This window comes from Ignavibacteria bacterium (assembly GCA_025612375.1).
Lineage (GTDB): Bacteria > Bacteroidota > Ignavibacteria > Ignavibacteriales > SURF-24 > JAAXKN01.
Window position 1 is genome coordinate 20838 of record JAAXKN010000037.1, and the last position, 19674, is coordinate 40511.

Annotated in this window: 16 protein-coding genes; 6 read left to right on the forward strand and 10 right to left on the reverse strand. The window is 44.0% G+C overall.

The features are described 5' to 3' along the window. Nucleotides 1-223: 223 nt before the first annotated feature. Complete coding sequence (locus tag HF312_17390; protein ID MCU7521992.1) at nucleotides 224-4780, forward strand: glutamate synthase; 4557 nt, start codon at nucleotides 224-226, stop codon at nucleotides 4778-4780. A 90-nt stretch (nucleotides 4781-4870) separates the two neighbouring features. Here HF312_17390 and HF312_17395 read toward each other — a convergent pair whose 3' ends face one another. The 8 genes from HF312_17395 to HF312_17430 all read right to left on the reverse strand — a co-directional run bounded on the left by HF312_17395 (nucleotide 4871) and on the right by HF312_17430 (nucleotide 14763). Then, a complete protein-coding gene (locus HF312_17395; GenBank protein ID MCU7521993.1) occupies nucleotides 4871-7888 on the reverse strand; it encodes an efflux RND transporter permease subunit in 3018 nt (1005 codons plus the stop codon). A 3-nt stretch (nucleotides 7889-7891) separates the two neighbouring features. Beyond that, complete coding sequence (locus HF312_17400) at nucleotides 7892-8818, reverse strand: HlyD family efflux transporter periplasmic adaptor subunit (GenBank protein ID MCU7521994.1); 927 nt, start codon at nucleotides 8816-8818, stop codon at nucleotides 7892-7894. Nucleotide 8819: 1 nt separating this feature from the next. Then, nucleotides 8820-10088: a TolC family protein gene (locus HF312_17405; protein ID MCU7521995.1), complete on the reverse strand. Its 1269-nt coding sequence runs from the start codon at nucleotides 10086-10088 to the stop codon at nucleotides 8820-8822. Nucleotides 10089-10242: 154 nt separating this feature from the next. Beyond that, nucleotides 10243-10770 (reverse strand): hypothetical protein, encoded by a 528-nt coding sequence (locus HF312_17410; GenBank protein ID MCU7521996.1) that lies wholly within the window; start codon nucleotides 10768-10770, stop codon nucleotides 10243-10245. 105 nt (nucleotides 10771-10875) lie between these two features. Next, a complete protein-coding gene (locus HF312_17415; GenBank protein MCU7521997.1) occupies nucleotides 10876-12246 on the reverse strand; it encodes a HAMP domain-containing protein in 1371 nt (456 codons plus the stop codon). Next, nucleotides 12243-12920 carry a response regulator transcription factor gene (locus HF312_17420; GenBank protein MCU7521998.1) on the reverse strand — a complete coding sequence of 226 codons (678 nt, stop codon included), beginning with the start codon at nucleotides 12918-12920 and terminating at the stop codon, nucleotides 12243-12245. Before HF312_17420 ends, HF312_17415 begins: the two co-directional genes overlap by 4 nt. Before the next feature lie 81 nt (nucleotides 12921-13001). Beyond that, a complete protein-coding gene (locus HF312_17425) occupies nucleotides 13002-13997 on the reverse strand; it encodes a YncE family protein (protein MCU7521999.1) in 996 nt (331 codons plus the stop codon). A gap of 163 nt (nucleotides 13998-14160) precedes the next feature. Next, entirely contained in the window at nucleotides 14161-14763 is a 603-nt protein-coding gene (locus tag HF312_17430; GenBank protein MCU7522000.1) for a cytochrome c, read from the reverse strand. A 274-nt stretch (nucleotides 14764-15037) separates the two neighbouring features. On the opposite strand from HF312_17430, the gene HF312_17435 reads away from it, so the two are divergent. Together HF312_17435 and HF312_17440 are read left to right on the forward strand one after the other, a co-directional pair. Continuing rightward, nucleotides 15038-15199 carry a DUF2188 domain-containing protein gene (locus tag HF312_17435; protein ID MCU7522001.1) on the forward strand — a complete coding sequence of 54 codons (162 nt, stop codon included), beginning with the start codon at nucleotides 15038-15040 and terminating at the stop codon, nucleotides 15197-15199. Nucleotides 15200-15527: 328 nt separating this feature from the next. After that, entirely contained in the window at nucleotides 15528-16262 is a 735-nt protein-coding gene (locus HF312_17440) for a flavodoxin family protein (GenBank protein ID MCU7522002.1), read from the forward strand. Nucleotides 16263-16330: 68 nt separating this feature from the next. Here the strand turns inward: HF312_17440 and HF312_17445 are convergent, their stop codons facing one another. Continuing rightward, entirely contained in the window at nucleotides 16331-16639 is a 309-nt protein-coding gene (locus HF312_17445; protein MCU7522003.1) for a helix-turn-helix transcriptional regulator, read from the reverse strand. Nucleotides 16640-16748: 109 nt separating this feature from the next. Further along, complete coding sequence (locus HF312_17450) at nucleotides 16749-17129, reverse strand: type II toxin-antitoxin system RelE/ParE family toxin (protein MCU7522004.1); 381 nt, start codon at nucleotides 17127-17129, stop codon at nucleotides 16749-16751. Nucleotides 17130-17397: 268 nt separating this feature from the next. Between HF312_17450 and HF312_17455 the strand changes: the two genes are divergently transcribed. The 3 genes from HF312_17455 to HF312_17465 all read left to right on the forward strand — a co-directional run. Further along, nucleotides 17398-17907 (forward strand): sigma-70 family RNA polymerase sigma factor, encoded by a 510-nt coding sequence (locus tag HF312_17455; GenBank protein ID MCU7522005.1) that lies wholly within the window; start codon nucleotides 17398-17400, stop codon nucleotides 17905-17907. A 39-nt stretch (nucleotides 17908-17946) separates the two neighbouring features. Continuing rightward, nucleotides 17947-18414: a hypothetical protein gene (locus tag HF312_17460; protein ID MCU7522006.1), complete on the forward strand. Its 468-nt coding sequence runs from the start codon at nucleotides 17947-17949 to the stop codon at nucleotides 18412-18414. 16 nt (nucleotides 18415-18430) lie between these two features. Then, the coding region (locus HF312_17465; protein MCU7522007.1) for a TonB family protein at nucleotides 18431-19674 on the forward strand (1244 nt) is incomplete at its 3' end.

The following is a 19674-nucleotide window of genomic DNA, read 5'->3' on the forward strand; positions in this document are numbered from 1 at the left end:
ACCAGGGATTACCAAACCTACGGCCGCAGAAAGTATTACCATACTAAAAGGCTAAACAGCTGGTCAATCCAAAATCAAATTATCTACACAAATAATAAAGATCATGGGTTGACCGGATCCGTGAGAATATTACAGGACTTAAAAATCTTTGCTCTTTTTTCTGAAAACTGAATTTATGGATAATAAGAAGTTATTTGTTTTATAACAGAAGGGAAGGCGGAAAATGAAAGGTTCTGATCTCTACGGATTTAATCTGTTTGATGCAGAAAAGGATGCGTGCGCCATTATTGCACGCGTAAAAAAAGACGGTACAGCAACACACGGCAATGTAAAGCGTACGCTGCTGGCACTGGAGAATATGGGCCACCGTACGGGTGAAATAGACCACGAAGGCGACGGCACGGGAATACAGACAGACATACCAAAACAAATATGGATGGCAAGGCTTGAAGCGGAAGGGATAGATCCAAGAACAGTCTACCAGCATTATTTTACAGTTGCACACCTTATGATACGCGGGGAGCTTAACAGTCCGGGCTTAAAACAATCGCTCGAGGCGGCGGAGGCAATACTTAACCGCAACGGATTTGAGGTTTTATACAGCAAGCCTCTGCCTGTAAGAAGCGAGGCCCTGGGCGCACGCGCAAAGGCAATTGAGCCTGTGGTGTGGAGCTTAGCCATGATACCGCTTGGCAGGATAGCGCTATCGTGGAAGAATATTCTTACCTCGAGGCATGAAATTGAAAAGGAGCTTCCGCACATACACGTAATGTCTATGAGTCCCAACAGCGTAATTTACAAAGTAAGGGGTGACGTGCGCACGCTTGTAAACTACTATCCCGATCTTAAGAACCCCGGCTTTAAGAGTGCAATTGCGCTTGGGCACGGGAGATACTCAACAAACACCGACTCAAACCATGAGCGTGCGCAGATGTTCTCGACGCTGGGGCATAACGGTGAGATTAATACGATTGTAAGACTAAGGCGCGAGGCTGCAATGCTGGGCATGCCCGTTGTAGGGCTTGGCTCGGACAGCCAGGATTTGGACCGCCTGATTGAAAGCCTAATGTTCGTGAACAACTTTTCACTCATGGAAGCAATGGAGATTGTATTTCCTCCGGTGTGGAGCGAGATAGATTCGTACAAAGATGAGATGAAGGATATATACACCTATTACAGGCGCGTGCTCGGGATGCCCGCACAGGGCCCGGCTGCAATTATTGCGCGCCAGGGTGATGAGATTGTATTTTCAGTTGACGCTCTGGGCTTAAGGCCCCTATGGATCGGTGAGACCGACAAGGAATATTTTGCCTCTTCGGAAAAAGGCGTTATTGAGCTTGAGCTATTGCACTCGGATCCCACGCCGATTGCGCCGGGAGAAAAAAGGGGATTTCTTTTAAGGCGCCCCATAAGCCAGATTGATTCAAATAACGGGGCCTTAATTCCGGGCAAAGCCGAGGCCTTTGACTACGCAAGCCTCCAGATGCAGATACTTAAAGAATTCAGGTACAGGAGAAGGAAAATTTGCCCCGTGCTGAAGCCTGAAAGAAAAGCTGAAAATGAGAATAATGATTACGCTCTTCCGGAGGCCGCAACTCCATGCCTGCGCTCATTCGGCTGGTACAGGGAGGATGAGGAATCTATTAGCAGCATGGCAAAGACTGGAAAGGAATCTGTTGGCGCAACGGGCTATGACGCACCTCTTGCAGTATTACGGAATGACATTGTAAACATTCCTGAATTCATAAAAGAAACAGTTGCCGTAGTTACTAACCCTTCAATTGACAGGGAGAGGGAAAGCGCACAGTTTTCTTTAAGGACATTCCTTGGTGCGCGGCCCGACTTCAAAAAGCCTGACATATATCCCCAGATCATGCTTAGCCAGCCGGTGCTTATGGACGGATATAATGATGAAGAGATGGCATCGTTAAAAAGCCTTTATACTTCAGACGGGCCCAGGGTATTATTTGAGGATTTATCATCCGAAGGCTCAGGCATGAAAGATCGGATGGACTCATTTATTGAAAAGATGATTAAGAAAATTGAGAAGGAAAATTCATCTATTGTAATTTTGTCGGATGCCAATAAATATAGTGCAGAAAACAGCATTGATCCTTTCCTTACGCTTGGCGCGCTGAATGAGAAATTAAGACACATAAAGGATAAAGACGGAATATCAATCAGGCGGAAAACCAGCCTTGTACTCCACTCGGGGCAGATCAGGAATACGCACGACTGCTGCGCTGCTCTCGGGCTTGGTGCCGATGCGCTTGCGCCTTATATGGTCTGGCAGGTTGTACGCTCCCATTCAGAGGGTGAGAGCCTGAGGCAGAGTCTGAAGAATGCAATGGACGTTCTGACCTCGGGAATTGAGAAAGTGATTTCCACAATGGGCATTCACGACCTTAGCGGCTACGCTCCCATGTTTGCATCAATAGGCCTCTCGCGTGAAATAGTAAAGGAGATAGGAATTACTTCGGCGCTTGATGAAGGGGCTTCTTTCCGTTATGAAGATCTTGATAACCAGTATAAAATGAGAAGGGATATACTTTCCTCAAAGGAATCGCGCCTGCCGGTTGAAAACAGGCTTTACATAAAGTTGTGGAAGGCGCTTGGCGATTCTGCCATGGGGCGCCTGGAATACAGTTCATTTGAGGACAGGTATAAAAAGCTGATTGATAAGCAGCCGGTTACATTCCGCCACATAATTGGAATTAAGAACGCGGCTGAGGCGGCAATGGACTGCGACATTACGACAGGAAGTTATGACGCACCATTTTATATTTCAGCCATGTCATTCGGCTCGCAGGGCGAGACGTCTTTCAGGGCGTATGCAGAGGCTGCATACCGTTCAAACATAATCTGCATGAACGGTGAAGGCGGGGAAATAAGAGACATTATGGGCAGGTACTACAACCACCGCGGGCAGCAGATTGCATCGGCACGTTTTGGTGTTAATGCGCTGATGCTCAATTCCTCGAAGTTCCTGGAGATAAAGGTTGGCCAGGGCGCAAAGCCGGGTGAAGGAGGCCACCTGCCGGGCTTTAAGGTTACTGCAAAAATTGCAGAGACGAGGCATACTAATAGAGGGATAGACCTGATCTCGCCATCAAACAATCACGACATATATTCAATTGAGGACTTAGCGCAGCTGATTGAGGAGTTGAAAACGGTAAACCCCGACTGCAGGGTAAGCGTAAAGATTCCGGCAATACCTAATATAGGCCCCATAGCGTGCGGAGTAGCAAAGGCAAACGCGGACATCATTACCATTTCGGGCTACGATGGAGGAACCGGTGCCGCACGCGTGCATTCACTGAAGTACGTGGGGTTTCCGGCTGAGCTGTCAGTTTATGAGGCGCATGAGGCTCTTCTTGCCGCGGGCTTAAGGGACCACGTTGAAATATGGGCCGACGGCGGCGTTAAGTCGACTGACGACATACTGAAGCTGATGGCGCTGGGCGCAAACCGCGTGGGCGCTGCAACGCTTGCAATGATTGCAATTGGATGCACGATATGCCGCGACTGCAATACGGGCACGTGCCACACGGGTATTACGGCACACTTCAAAACTAAAGAGGAGGCACTTGCCTCGGGCGTGGAAAGGTATGAACCGAGGGTGCCGGAGGAATCGGTTGAAAGGCTGACAAGGCTTTTTGATGAAATGAAGATGAGCCTTAAGGAAAAAGGAAAGAATATGGGATTAAGCCACTTAAGTGAAATTGTAGGGAAGAGGCAGCTTCTCTTCCAGTCGGCTTACGTGGACAAAGTTGATTTAAGCAGGCTTTTTATTCCTTCTCTTTACACGTACAGGCAGGACAATATGAACAGCACGACTGTTGTAATAAGCCGTCCCCGCACGTCGCTTTCCAGGATAATAGCGCAGAAGATAAAAGAGAAGGTTGCCATGGGAGCCAGAACGATAAAGTACCAGGACGACCTTGTAGGCAACATTGACCGTGCGCTTGGATCATCGAGTGCGGGCGAGCTGGCGAAGATGGAGCTCTCGGGCTATAAATTTGAAGGGAATATAGATTTTGAATTTGAAGGCACTACTGTTCCCGGCAACGGGCTCGGGGCTTTTATTACAGACGGTATGACAATAAGAGTCCAGGGCGGCGGGCAGGACGGCGTTGCAAAATCCGCCGGAGGCGGCAAGGTTGTAATTCTAAAAGGATACAACCACGACGGCATGCTTGTGGATGGGTCCGTTGGCAAGTGTTTTGCTTACGGGGCGCAGAAAGGGAAGTTCTTTGTGCAGGGCAGCGCCGATTCGAGAGCGTGCATAAGGCTTTCGGGGGCCGAGGTGGTTTTTGGTGCCATGCTGGCGGAACCGATAAATGACAAGCTTCCCAATATTGCCTCAAGGGCAAACCTGAAAGGGTTTGCATTTGAGTACATGACAGGAGGCCGAGTAGTGGTGCTTGGTGACCCGGGTCCCTGGATCTGCGCCGGCATGACGGGCGGAGCCATTTACTGCCTACTTGATGAAGCGAAGGGACTGACAGTTGAAGCCCTGAAAAGGAGGCTTGCCAAAGGTGCCAGGATGAAATTTATGAAGCCTGAGGCATCCGACCATCAGGTGATCTCAAGGCTGCTTGAAGAGTATCTAATGGAACTGACGAGGACGTCTCAGGCTGAGCAACTGAAGGAGGCTGCAAAGCTTAAGAAGGTAATGGAAAAGGTTAAGACAAATTTCATAGCGCTCAGGTGTGAAGGCGATCCCGCACTGGCTCAGGAGAAGATGAGGGCAGGGAAGGAGTATCAGTTAAGGAGATAGAAAAAAAGGTATCAGGAAAAGGCGGCCTATACAGATGCAGCCGCCTGCCGGAGCAATAGAGGTTACAAGGTTAAAGTCTAATGCCCGAAATTACAATTTTTCCTTCTCAACCATTCTTAAAAATGTAGGCAGTACAACTAAAAGAAGGGGTAAAGCTATAATGAGTCCTCCTATAATTGCAATAGCCAGGGGCTGATGCATCTGGGCGCCGGTACCGATTCCAAGCGCAAGAGGGAGCAGGGCGGCTATTGCGCCCAAAGCAGTCATAAGTTTAGGCCGAAGTCTTGTTGAAATCGCATAGATAATCGCTTCATCGCGCCCGGTTTTAGTGCGTTCGGCCTTATACTGGAGGTATGTAAAGACCGAGTTTTCGCCTATGATTCCTACAATCATTATCATGCCGGTGTAGCTGCCTACGTTAAGCGGGGTACCCGTAATAAAAAGTGCCAGCATGCTGCCTGCGGTTCCGAGCAGCGCAATGATAATTATCAGAATGGAAACTTTAACATTCCTGAAGAGGAAAAGTATTACTACAAATACCAGGAAGCATGAAGTAATCAGAATCATTAGAAGTTCACCAAAGGCTTTCTGCTGTTCGGAGTATGCGCCGCCATATTCAATATTATAGCCCGGGGGAAGTGAGATGCCCGATGAAATTTTCTGCTGAATTTCCTTTAATGTGCTGCCGAGGTCCCTGTTATTAAGCCTGCCGGTTACGGCAATCATGGGTTTAAGGTTTTCGCGTTCAATTTCAGCAACGCCTTTCGTCAGTTTAACTTTTACAAATTCACTCAGCGGCATGGATTTCCCGCCGGGGAGAAAAACCGGCTGATTATTCAATTCACTAAGGGAAAGAGGCTTTCTGCCCGACCCGAGTGTCCTTATGTCGGTCAGCTTATTGTTTTCAAGTATACTGCCGGCAACATTGCCTTCAATCATGTTCTGAATATCATACTGCAGGTCTGTGGGTGACAGGTTGAACAAGGCAAGTTTAGAAACGTCCGGTTCTAATGTCATTTCGGGTCCCGCTATTGTAATACCGTTAAAAACATCGGCAGTTCCTTTTACTCCTTCTACAATTTTGGAAGTATTTCCGGCAAGTGTTTTGAGTTCTTCCTGGCTATCGCCAAATATTTTTAATTCAATTGGCTGAGTCGAGCTCATGAGGTCGCCCAGCATATCGCCTATTACCTGTCCGAAGTCCACCTTAAGAGCGGGCAGTGTTGACTCTATCTGCCCCCTGATGTCGTCAGCCACATCCATAGTGGGTTTCCTGCGGTTTTTCTTGAGCTGGATCAGGTAATCGCCCCGGCTGGGTTCCGTAATAAAAAATCCCAACTGGGTTCCAAGCCTTCTTGAGAAGCTTTCGATATCGGGCTGCTGTTTTAATATGGCATCAACCTTCTGCAGCATCTTATCGCTTTCTTCAAGTGAAGTGCCGGGAGGTGTGTCGAAATCGAGCACAAGTGAGCCCTCGTCCATTTCCGGCAGAAATCCGCTCGGGAGTTTTGGAAGAATAATTAAAGCAGCAGCTGCCAGAAGGACGGAAAATGCTCCGGCAATAAGAGGCCGCACAATAAAGAACTGCACCCAGCGCCTTTGTTTTACCTCTTTGGCGCCTGAGGTGATATTATGTACTTCCTTTGAGAATAAGATGTAAATTACCGGCAGGCCGATCCATGTAACAAAAAAGGAGCATACAAGCGTGATGATCATGGTATCGGTCATTACCTTAAAGTAAGCCCCTGCAACGCCGCTCATCAAAACGAAGGGGAGAAAAATGACGATAGTTGAAAGTGACGATCCTGCCATTGCGGGAAAGAGATAGCGTATTGCAACGTTAACCAGCCTGAAGCTGCTTTCATTCGGATGCTCCTCGTGTGTGCGGTGGATCTGTTCAACAACAACAATAGCGTCATCTATAATAAGGCCTATTGCGGCGGCAATTGCGCCAATGGTCATTATGTTGAAGGTGTATCCGGCCGCATATAGAACTATTACTGTAAGTGAAAGTGTTACTGGAATGGTAATCAGCACTACGGAACTTGCCTTAAGGGAGCGGAGGAAAAATACGGTTACCATAATGGCAAGCAGGAGCCCGACCCATAAAACATCCCTCAGGCTGCGGATTGAATCATTGACAAAATCGGCCTGGTTATAGTACGGCTTAAGCTCAACTCCTTTAGGAAGAAGCCGGCTTAAATTCTTAACCTGCGTCTGAACCATTGAAGCAACACTGATCAGATTAGCATCGGGCTGTTTCAGTACGGCAATTAGGGGAACGTCTTTTCCGTTTGCATTTATCTTTACATACTCTTTTTTTTCGCCGATTTCTACATTTGCAATATCTTTTAACTGTATGGCACGCTGAGCTGTGTTCTTAATGATAAGGTTTTCCAGGTCCTCTTTTTTATTTATTGAAGTATTTGTAATGCTTAAGTAGAGTCTGTTATAATCTGCCACGTATCCGTTTGATGTAATAAAGTTGCTTTGCTGGAGGGCCTGTGAGACCGCCTGGGGAGTGATTTCAAGATTGCTCATCTTTACGGGGTCCAGTATGACGTGATATTCCTTAGTTTTGCCTCCGGTTACAGCTACCTCGGAAACTCCTTCGACCCTTGAGAGGAAAGGTTTCACCGTATATTCGGCAATCTGCCTCAGTTCAATCTGCGATTTTCCTGATCCCTCGAGTGAATATCCCATGACGGGAAGAATTGACGGGTTCATTTTTTCAACAGTTATTGCTATACCCTGCGGCAGGTCCTGCTTTATTGCATTAATCTGCGATTCAATTCTCTGTTTGCCCAGGTCTACATCTGAATTCCAGTCCATGAAAGCCGATATTTCGCAGCTGCCGCGGCTTGTAGTGCTTCTGAGGAGCCTCAGGTTCTGGACTCTTTTAATTGAATTTTCCAGGGGCACCGTAACAGCCGCCATCATTTTATCCACTGGCTGCTGGCCGGCCTCGGCAATAATTTTAATTTTGGGGAATGTTATATCGGGGAAGAGCCCCGTTTGAATATTCACAAGAGATAAAACTCCGCCAATTAAAATAAAAAGGAGAATAGCTGCAATGGGGCCTTTATATGAAGTATAAAACTCTTTCATGATTTATTTCTTAATGATAATTTTAGCCGTATCGGGCAGACCATAGGCACCGTCTGCAATAAATCTGTCGTTTTTAGATATCGGGGGGTCTGTTATCTGAACCAGGCTGTCTGTTTCAATTCCTTTTTTAATGTTCAGCCTTACGGCGAGGGTATCGTTTACGGCTTTCATTACCCAGAACTCTGTCTGTGTTTCGTTAGAAATGACTGAAGACTTCGGAAGCGCCGCGGCATTGCCCGCGTGTTTTACGGGTATTTTTACCGTAAGGTTAAGATTTGCGGGAATTGCCGTAAAGGGAACGGGCTCCAGTATGAATGTCTGAGTCTGGCTTGCAGGGTCGATAGAAGGAATTTTCCTGATTACTTTTGCCTGATGAATTTTTCCATCCGGAAGCCTCAGGCTGTATGTGCCCGAGCTGCTTATAAGAGAGGCATAGCGGAAAGGCACATTCAGCATAATTTTCAATGACCGGGGTTCTACAACTATGGCGAGCTTGTCGCCCTCTGATACGTAATTGCCCGACTGGAAGTCCAGTTCTGTTAAAACACCGCTTGTGCGCGAATGGAGTTTTACAAGTCCGGAGAACTCACCGCCTCCTAAGTTGATATTCACGCTGTCCTGGGCGCTGGCTTCCCTGGTTCTCATAAGAAAAAGGATGTCTCCCTTATTGATGGGGTCGCCGGGATTTTTATAGCTTTTAACTATATAGCCTGCGAAGGTTGCGCGGACAATCTCCTGGTTCTGGAACACTGTAGTGGCGTTTAAGTCTATGAATTCAGTCATATTTTCAACAACCGGGTGTATCAGGCTGACCGAAGCGCCCCGGAACTCTGAGGATTGTTCTTCTTCAGGATCTTTCTTTGCGCAAGAGGGCAGAAGGAGTAATGACAAATAAAGGAATATTAAAGCGCTTCTTTGGGTTAATCTCATCTTACCAGTTCCAATAGTTAAATTGATTGAGAGCCTGCTGATAGCCTGCAAAGGTCTGGATCTCAGCCTTCTTAAGCTCCAGGAAATTCCGGATAATGGTAATAAATTCCACCATAGTTAGTTCCCCGCGCATGAGTTCCGAGCGCGAGAGTCTTAGTATCTGTTCATAATCTTTCATCTGGCTTTGGATTGCGTTTATACTGCGGGAATAGACTTCCAGCTGGCCTGAGACTTCATTAAGTTTGTTCCGGATGGTAATTCTCTGGCTTTCGCGCTGTGCGGCGATGGTGTGGGCCGAGATTAGTGACTGCTGGCGTGTGATGCTTTTCTGGCCCCCGTCGAACAGGGGATAAGAGAAGTTCAAGCCTGCACTCACGCCAAATCTTCTTTGTATTCCTTTAAGCTCGACGGCATTAAGCCCCGTGTTTGCGAAGATGCTCAGCTGCGGGAGGTACTTTGTTTCAAGGGTCTTCTGGGAGCTTACAATAAGCATGCTGTCGATTGAGTACTGCCTGAGGAAGTTCGATTCATTTACGGGGCCTGAGGTATGAAGTTCTGTACTCTGAAGCTCAACCATTGCCGTGTCATAGATGCCGCAGGCGGTATTCAGTTGGTAGAGGTTTGTCTTAAATGCGCTGAAGGCCTCATCTGAGGCGATCTGCTGGTTCGCAAGCTCAACTTTAAGCAGCAGGTAATCGGTTTCTTTTACAAGCCCTTTAAACACTAAGGCATGTGTTATCTGAAGCTGCTGTTTAATTGTATCTATAAGTGCACGCGACAGATAATACAGCTGTCCTGCCTGATAGCTTGCAAGGTACTGCTCGGTTATATCTCTATGAAGAGCGTGCTTTTCCAGTTCTATCGCATTTCCGCTGCTTAGAATCTGAAGCCCGGTCTGCGAATTATAAGCCTCAGTAAGGCCGCTGTTAAATATATTTTTTGTAACATTTAGCTGTGCCGAATAAAGCCCGCCGTTAGTAATTGAAGGATCGTAACCTATGGCCTCAGGATCAGGAGCAGTGGTTATGAGCCTGCTGTTATTGAAATAGGGGGCAAAAAGGTAATTGGCTGTTATGGACACCTGCGGCATATTAAACTGTGCGTTGTTAAGCGACCGGTCCAGGTACTTAATCTCTATGTTATTCATGTCTTCTTTTATGCCTGGATTATTCCGCAATGCAGCTGAAAGGTAGAACTGCAGGTTGTTCTGGGCTGAAAGAAAGTTAGATGTCAGCGTGGTAAGCAGCAGGATATAGCACAATATTTTCATTGTTATATACTATAACTTTCAAATTGTGAATGAAAAGCAGCAAAATCAATAAGCTTTCGTTTAATTTACTGAATTTAGTTTATATTATAAAGCCCGGCCGTCTGAAAGACCGGGCTTTGTATGAAAACCTGATGTGAAACAAATTCAAAAGAGCTTAATCTTTTTCGTTTTCCTCGTCCTGTTCTTTTTCTTTTCCGGATCCTTTAATTTCCTTATTAATTACTTTTCCATTCTTGTCAAGGACTATTTCCATAGAACTTTTACCGCTCTTTACAATCAGTTCGTAGTTTTCCGCGCCGTCTTTTGTAACTCTTTCAGCTGTTGTTATTTTACCTTTCGGGGATTCCTTCTTTACTGATTCAATAACTGAAGCAGGAAGATCTTTGGTAGGAATCTTTTCTTCTATCTCAGCTACTTTTCCGTCGGGCAGGTAAAGGAGGTCCCTTTTGACTTTTCCGTCGACGCTCTCTATTTCAAAAAATGTCTTTCCTTCTTCAACTTCTTTGCCTGAACCCTTAATTACTGCTTTCGGATACGCTTTTTTGAAGGCATCGAGGACAACCTGAGGAATATTTTTTGCGGCGTCTTTTTTCTTTGACTGGGCATTGGAACAAAAAGACACTGTTAGCGTGAGGACGGTAGCCATTAAAACTACTTTTGAATTAAAAATAATGTTTTTCATATTACACCCTGATTTTGATAGAATAGTTGTGTTAATTGAGCAACTAAACTTAGAAAGAGAATATGAAAATAAGATGAAAGCAGGATTTACAGGGAAAAGCAAAACTCAAACAGGCAGCTGTACAGTAAACACTGTTCCCGATTGTTCGACGCTTTCTGCAGAAATCGTACCTTTATGCAGTTCAACGAATTCCCTGGCTATGGTAAGACCCAGGCCGTTGCCCCTGATTTTCGACGGAATATCAGCCGACCGGTAGAATCTTTCAAAGACATTCTTAATTTCAGAAGGACGGATCAGAATACCAAAATTCACGAATTTTATATTTACTTTTCCTGAGGCCAGTTCCATGAAGATTCTGACGGCAGAATTTTTATTAGAATATTTTACCGCATTATCCATAAGGTTGATGAATACACTTTTCATCTTGTCCTTATCCGCGCATATCTGAACGGGTTCAGTTAAATGCAGTTCCAGGGAAATATTCTTTTCACCGGCAGCCTTTTTCATGAACTGAATGCTTTCAATCAAAAGTTCATCGAGGCGTATCTCCTCGAGGTTTAATGAATGCTGAGAGGAGTCGAGCTTTGCAAGAGTCAGTAATGAGGTGGTTAATTTTGAAAGACTTTCAATTTCAAGAAGAGAGGTTCTTATACTTTCTTTATTTGAGCTTCCGGTTAGATTATTTTGGAGCAGTTCCAGCTCAGTCTGCAGAATAGTAAGCGGGGTTCTGATTTCATGTGATGCATCTGAAATAAACTGCCGGTGGCTCCGGAAGGAATTATCTAAACGGCTTATCATATCGTTTAAGGTATTCCCGAGATAAAATATTTCATCTTTAGCCTCAGGAAGTTCCAGCCTTTTATCGAGGCTTTTTGCGGTAATTTCCCTTGCGGTCTGCGACATTCTTATTACAGGCTTAAAGGCTGCCTTAGAGATAAGCCAGGCAGCAAGGCCGGCAATGAGGAGGGCAAAGGGGATAATAATGCACATTATGGCAAGAAGCCTGCTTAAAGAATTATCAACGCCCTTCAGGGAAGCCATAATACGGAGGGCATATTCAATTCTTCCATTGCATTCAACCCCGCTCCAGTATGATCTGTAGCTCTCACCCGAAGGGGTTTTAACTGTCCCGGTAAAATCACTGTTGATTATGGCGATTTTCCATTTATCTTCATCAACGGCGATGGAGTCTGAGAGCAGCTTGTTGCCATGAGTGTCGTAAAGGGCGAGCTTTACATCCTGCAGGCCTTCGGTTTTTACCTGCTTCAGTTCATCTGTATTCAGGCTTTTTTCATCGGAGACCTGTTCTTCTATTTCCGACTGAAGGACTATTGAATAACTTTTAATACTGCTGTCGATCCTTTCAATTTCATTTTGCTTAATGCTCTGATAAATTATAAAAGCAAAGATTACAAGCACAATTCCGAATACCAAGGTATAGGCCAGGATCAGCTTCTGTTTAATTGTAAGAGTCATTCTGCATTCTCCGAGAACATATAGCCTGCTCCTCTTACTGTATGAATCAGCTGTTTTGAAAAACCGTTATCCATCTTTTGCCTTAAGAATTTAACATAGGATTCAATTATGTTGCTTCTGGGGTCGAAATTCATATCCCAAAGATGCTCAGATATCATCTCTCTTGAGAGAATCCGGCCGGAATTTAACATAAAGAGTTCGAGCAGGGAAAATTCCTTGGCAGTAAGCATTATTTCTTTGCCTTCACGCAGAGCCCTATGCGTATTCTGATCCAGGGAAATGCCATACTTTACAATGACAGTGCTTCTTACCTTGCTGTTCCTTCTTATAAGCGAGCGCAGTCTGGCCAGAAGCTCACCGAAGTGAAACGGTTTAGCAAGGTAATCATCGGCTCCGTTATCGAGGCCTTTGATTTTATCGTTAACGTCGTCAAGCGCAGTAAGCATTAAGATTGGCGTCAGTATTTTGTCCTGCCTCAGGTTCATACATGTCTTAAAACCATCCTGCAGAGGCAGTTTTACATCCAGAATAATTGCATCATAGTCATTTATTTTAGCCAGGCTTTCTCCACGGATTCCGTCAAAAGCCTGATCTACGGCGAAGCTCTCCTGCCTGAGACCCTTCGAAAGGCCGGCTGATATTTTTTCGTCGTCTTCAATAATAAGGATTCTCATTATCATTTACCTGCTGAATTTGAGCCGCTTACGTTATCAAATTAATAATTTTGAAAAATTATCTTCCCCAATTTAAATGTTTTATATGGACAATACCAAAACGCCAAAACTCTTCATGTTATTCTTTCCTTCAATCATGCCAATGAGGTATATGTTATGTGTTTTCGGGTCAAGGGCCAGAGTTCTCAACCCTTTTGCAGTAGGAATATTTGCAAGCACCTTGTATCTGTCCGGAGATTCCTGGCTTATTTCCGTAAGTGTCCCTTCACCGTTTGAGCTGAATACATGGTGTGACGCAGGGTCATAAGCGCAGCCGTCAACACCGCCGCCGATCGGGACTTCGGCAACTACTTTTCCTGTTACGGCGTCGAGCACGGCCATTTTTGTATTTCTTCCTACGGTGAAAAGTCTGTTGTTATAAAGGTCTATTGCCATGCCTGAGGGCTCCCGGCAGGGGGCAATTGACCACTTTGCTGTTACTTCCAGCTCTTTGGGATCGAATTCTTCTATGATGCTCTTGTCTTCAATGTTGACATACATTTTCCCCTTGAGATTTGAGACGGCAAATTCAGGCTTTCCGTCGAGTGGAAGTGTTCCGGCAACCTTATCTGTTTTTGCGTCGATAGCCGTGGCATTGGAAGACCTGCCGTTAAATGTAAACACCCTTTGTGAAAACGGATCATAAATTATGGCATCGGGATTCTTTCCTGTTACACGGATACTGCCGGTTACCTTAAGGGTTTTAAGGTTAAAGACCGTTACTGTGTCGCTTTTTCCGTTACTGATAAAGCCCTTATTAAAATCGTATGCAATGGCAATGCCATGTACGCCATTAAGGCCTGTTATTTCGCCTGAAAGCTTATTGGTGTTAAGATTAACTGCATGGACCTTATTGCCGTGTGAGACGAAGAGCTGGTGATTGACCGAGTCGACGATGCAGTAATCCCACCTATCACTCCCTCCTATATTGATTGCCCCGGTAACCTTATAGCCGGCGGGCTGGGAAAAGAGTTGTCCTGCCTGAAGGAGCAGGAATAAGGTTACTGTAAGGCCTGGCAGATATATATATCTTCTCATTTTTTCTCCTTTTGGAAGTAGTTGTTAAATATAAAATAACATTTCAAAGTGAAAATGATATGAAAATCCGGGTAGTAAGAAGATGGGGGTAATAGCAGAAAACCGTCCCTTTTGAGGACGGTATGCATTCTGCTAAAAATATTATTATGAGGCTGAGGGATAACTATTTCCCGGCTACGGATGCCTGGGCAACCATATTAGGCGGAATGGGATCGGGCACCTTATTGCTAATTGGTTTAATGGATTTAAGGTATGTAAAGACTGCCTTCAGGTCCTGGTCGGTTAAGCCGGCCACACTTTGCCAGGGCATAGGTGGCAGTATAGGGCGGCCGCTTCCCATATGTTTTCCTTCTCTCATTGCCTTAACGAATACGTTCTCATCCCAGCTTCCAATTCCTGTCTGGTCGTCGGGAGTAATATTTGCGGGGAAAGTAACGCCCCATGGTCCGGCCCAGGCTGTAAGGTCCATGCTGGTATAGACCCATTTGGAATTAGTGACCGATGTATCGATTGGGGCCAGCGGTGTGCCGGCGGGATGGCCGGAGAGGAGCCGGGTTGAGTCGGGTACGGGGCCCTGGGCAGTCATAACCTTAGGTGAATGGCAGTCGTTGCATCCTCCGAAATTAACGAGGTATTTGCCGCGGGCAACGAGTTCATCGTGTGACATATTCTTATTCTCTTTATTTTGGTTTGAGCACTGAAGCTGGGTCAAAACAAAAAGAATAAACGCAAATGTAATCACCGAAGCGGATACATATTTCTTCATTATTTATTCCTTCCTTCATAGAACATTAAAAGACAAATTATTTATTTAATTTTTTCAGCCCCGCAGGACCGGGGTTTCAATAACGTATATACATTTAGGAAGATTATCAATGGTGTCCCGATTTTTGGGATTTACCTGGTGGTTTAGAGTAAGGCGGCAAAAAAAGAGATCTGTATGATAAGAGGCTTTCTTTTAGTAAATTTGTATTAAAATATGACGGGTATTCAGATGCCGGTATTTAACAAATAAGCTTAAAATCAAAAGGAGTTAAAGAATGCCAAAAGATATTGATCCGCATGGTACAGTAAAGCAGGATAACAGGTGGGCTGTAAAAAGATCGGGAAAAGCAAAAGCAGAGAGCGCTGAATCCAAACAGAATAAAATTCTGGAGAAGGCCAGGGAGATAGCGAAGAAGAAAAACACAAATAAGGATTAAGGCTCAAAGAGTAAACGAAAGGATCTGCAGCAATAATGCAGCCGCAATTGTAAAAATGTTTTGAGGATATACAAAACTGACAGGCCGGAACTTAATAGTTTCCCGGCCTTTTTAATTTTAAACGGTTCGGGCTTCTTCAGCAGATCCGGAATTGAATAAACAAATTATTTCCACATATATATTATCAAATACTCTCTGAAGATGCAACTATGAAGATATTTTTCTTCTTTTTAACTTCCGGTACATGGAAAAATAATAATTGAGAATTTTAGCGGCTTTTCTATTTCAGAAATAAGTCTAAACCGGTTAAACAATTGGAGGAAACATTATGAAAATTACAGTCTTTAACGGAAGTCCGAGGGCAAAGCTGGGTAACACGAACGTTATAGTTGAGAATTTTCTTGAGGGTGCAAGGCAGGCAGGCGCCGAGGCTGAGCAGGTTTATTTAGCAAAGTATAAAATAAACCCATGCCGGGGGTGCAAGACGTGCTGGGAAAAAACTCCGGGCAAATGTGCGCAGAAGGACGACATGGCGGAGCTGATAGATAAAGTTATATCGTCGGATGTAATGGGTTTTGCCACGCCTGTTTATGCCGATAATGTAAGCGGCACGCTTAAGAACTTTATTGACAGGCTGATAGTAATTGGTGATCCTCACTGGGTGAAGGATGAGTTTGGGGAATGCCGTCATGTGCTGCGTTATGAAAAACCGAACAGGCTCCTGGTTTTTTCGAACTGCGGTTTTCCGGAGCAGAGTCACTTCCAGGTATTGCGTCTGTTGTTTAAGAGGATGGCGAGGAACCTGGGCTGGAGCATAATGGGGGAAGTCTACAGGGCAGGCGGAGCGCTTTTGACTTCAAAGGATGAAAATACTATTCCGTTTATCGAGAAGTACAAGCAGCTGCTGAAGAAAGCCGGGATTGAAGCAGTAGAGCAGGGGAGGATAAGCGAAGAGACCTCGGCAGAGCTTGAAAAGCCGCTATTGCCCATTCCCAATTTTACGGATGTTTTTTTCAGGCGTGTAAATCAGATTTGTGATGAGATGGATTTAAGGTTTAAATAGACCATATATATCCCCTCTTTCTTAATCTCTCTTCCCGAAAGTGAGATGCAATTTGGGAGTTCCATAAATTATACAGCAGCAGCCTTCGTGTGCTGCGGGTGTTCTTTGGTATCCTCTGCGATACAGAGTTTCACGTGCAGCACACTGCAAACCTTTAATAAGGTTGTCACGTTAAAGCTGATTCCGTTTTCTAACTTTGAGACCTGCTGTTGGGTCAACTCTGCCATCCGGGCAAGTTCAGATTGCGTAAGCCCATTCTTTTCTCTGACCTTTGCGAGCTCTACGGCTATTTCGAGAATAAGTCTTTCCTGTTTGTAAAGTTTTGCAAACTCCGGTTTCTTGAGTTTTTCCTGTAATTTCTTATGGTAGTTGATCATATTATACCCTTTGTCATTTAATTCTACATCTTCGCAGCAGTCTGCACTAGAATTGTGAGTTTTAGTGCAGACTGTACGTACCATCATTTATAATGATGCTGCATTCGGGTTATGCTTCGTATTGCTTATCTAATTTCTGCCTTGTAAATCTCTGGCAGAAATCCTCACGATGAGCGATTGCCTTGTCAATCTCCTCATCTGGTACTTTATCTGTATTCTTTACAAAAGTATGGCTAAGAACGATATAGTTCCCATAACAGAAGAAATATAAGGTCCTTGTCTGTTTTCCCGATAATTTAACCCTAAGCTCATGAATGCCATCTCTTAATAAGTCGGCATAAGGTCTAGGCAGCTGTGGACCATCTGCTTCCAGTTTGTCAATAAAGGAGTATATTTTTACCTGGTCCCCCTCCTTTCTACTTTCGATAAAGGCATCTACTTCAGAATATCCTTCATGATCTTCATATGCAATTACACGATATTTGTTCATCTTTATTAATGGTTGTTCACATCAGTATTGATGTAATACAAAGATACATCAATTTTGACGTAAAGTCAAGTATTAATCTCTTCCATACAATACCATGCTGCGGAAATTTGTGATCTTATTGCGCATTTAGCGAAAGAAAAAAGAATAAAATGGTTAAGAAAGGATTATTAAAAGTTATTACGGTCAAGAAATTATTAAATTATTTATTTCCCGCAGGCAACTTTTCTTACTATTTTGCGTCTAGTTAGTAAATACACTTTCAGGTCTTATGCAGAATAACTCAATCATAGACTTCACCCTTACTTATAATAAGTTCAAAGAGCCTCTCTTTAACTATGTCATAAAGATCGTCAGATCTGAAATGCTGGCAGAAGATATCGTTCATAATACCTTCATGAAGCTTTATGATAATCTCAGTCACATCAGAAACTATGAACGAATCGAAATATGGATCTTTACTACTGCCCGCAATGAGGCATTCAGCCATTTCAGGAAGAAAATCAATAAGTATGAACAGGACATAGAGCTGATAGGGGAGAAGGCTTCAACGGGAAACTTTTATAATGAACTTGAGACTAAAGAACTGATCGATATAGTAGAAAAGGAACTTGACAGAATGGATCCTTCACAAAGCGAGGCCTATTACCTGAAGGAATTCTCTGACCTTAGCTATAAAGAAATTGCTGAGATCATGAATATTACTGAAGACCTGGTGAAAAGCCGCATCTTCAAGGTCAGGCAGAAATTAAGAAAAGCACTGATAAATCTTGAACGATAGAAAATATAAAATATTGAACACCGGAAAAGAGGACAAACAATGAACTGTGATGATATTAAAATGATGATAAGCGAATATCTCGATAATGAACTCCCAAAAGAAAAAGACGGAATTCTCTTTACTCATCTTTCTTCCTGCTCTGAATGCCGTGAGGAATTTAAGTCCCAGAATATAATTCAGCACCAGGTGAAACTTCATAAAAAACAGGTGCCGGACAGGCTTGAAGAGCGCGTCTTTAATTCAATAAAGCAAAAGCAGAACCAGCCTTTACAAACCTGGCTTACCAGGCCGATGCCTGTTTACGTCAATTACCTTTTGGGAATTGTAATTATCCTTATCGCACTGTTTTCATACATGCAGATTAGCGCACTGCGCTACGACCTGAATAATTTCCAGGACAGATACGACACTGCTATTGAAAGAATTCAGATCCAGTCGCAGCAGATGAACTTAATGATGAACAATATGCCGGCTGTCAGGATAACCAGCAATCCGGCAAAATTATAAAAAAGGGGAGCTGATTATGAAAAAAGCTTTTTTTATCCCGGTTATTTGTGCGCTCATATTTTATTCGGGATGCAAAACTGATGCACACAAAAACACAAACAATCATGAAATCAATTATGGTATTTCACAAACCTATGACTTTTGGCCGACATACGATGATATGCTTGATGAAAAGTCATCTGCCAGGGTTGATACTGCACTATTCAGACTTCAGATGAATGAACTGCTTCCGCCTGAAAAGATATTTGAACTCTTCGGTTCGGGTTATCACAATTTCTACCTTCAGCTTGTTATAAAGGAAAATGAATCAAGTTTCCGCTTGTGTACTGATGCTTCTTTCTGGAGAGGCCGGGGTGAGGATACTGAAGATATGCTTTATACCGATTCTAAAGGTCAGTTCCCCCGGCACAGGCCTTCTGTAAGATATTCGAAGAATACTGATAAAAAAATTACACATGAGAATGTTACTGATAACGGCAAAATTTCTGTCTTTTATTCCATTTATCCCGATGCAAAAAAAATATTTATTGTTAAGCCGGGAATAAAAAACGGCAAACCGGTCAGAAGCAGCAAACTTTATGAAATAAGTGTCTTTATCGGAAAAGATAAAAAGATCGCGCGCCCCTGGAGTATAAAGGAAGTAAATATTTCAAAATATCTGGATCATATTTATGAGAAAAATGTTGACAGGTTCTGGTACTCTACGGGACTGGCAGCTGTAAGCATTGATGGTTTTGAATCAGTACGCAAAGCAATTTCATATCCTGAAGAAGCCTTGAAAAATGGTGTGACAGGAAGAGTAATTGTTGAGATCTTTGCTGATGAAGAAGGCAATTTTGCAGGCTATCAGCTATTAAAAGGCTTAGGCTACGGCTGCGATGAAGCTGTTATTAAGGCAATTAAGGATCTAAAACCTAAAACCTATCCGACCGGACAGAGAAGCTCCATTATTGTTCCCTTTGAATTCGGTCCTCCGCAGACAACACCCATCGATTTGGCTGTACAGCTTTTTGATGTTAATCCTGACCCGAATGTTTATAACAATATCCGTCTCGGAATTATTAATAAGAACAAAACCGATAAGAACCTGGACCAGAAATACTTTGTGTATGTATATATAGACAAACACCTTGTCTTTCAGACCTTATGTAACGGTATTTCAAAATCTGATGCCCAGCAGTTCTACTGGTTCCGCTTTCAGCCCAATAAACCAGGGACATATGACTATACTGTTTATATAGACCCTGAGAACAGGCTTAA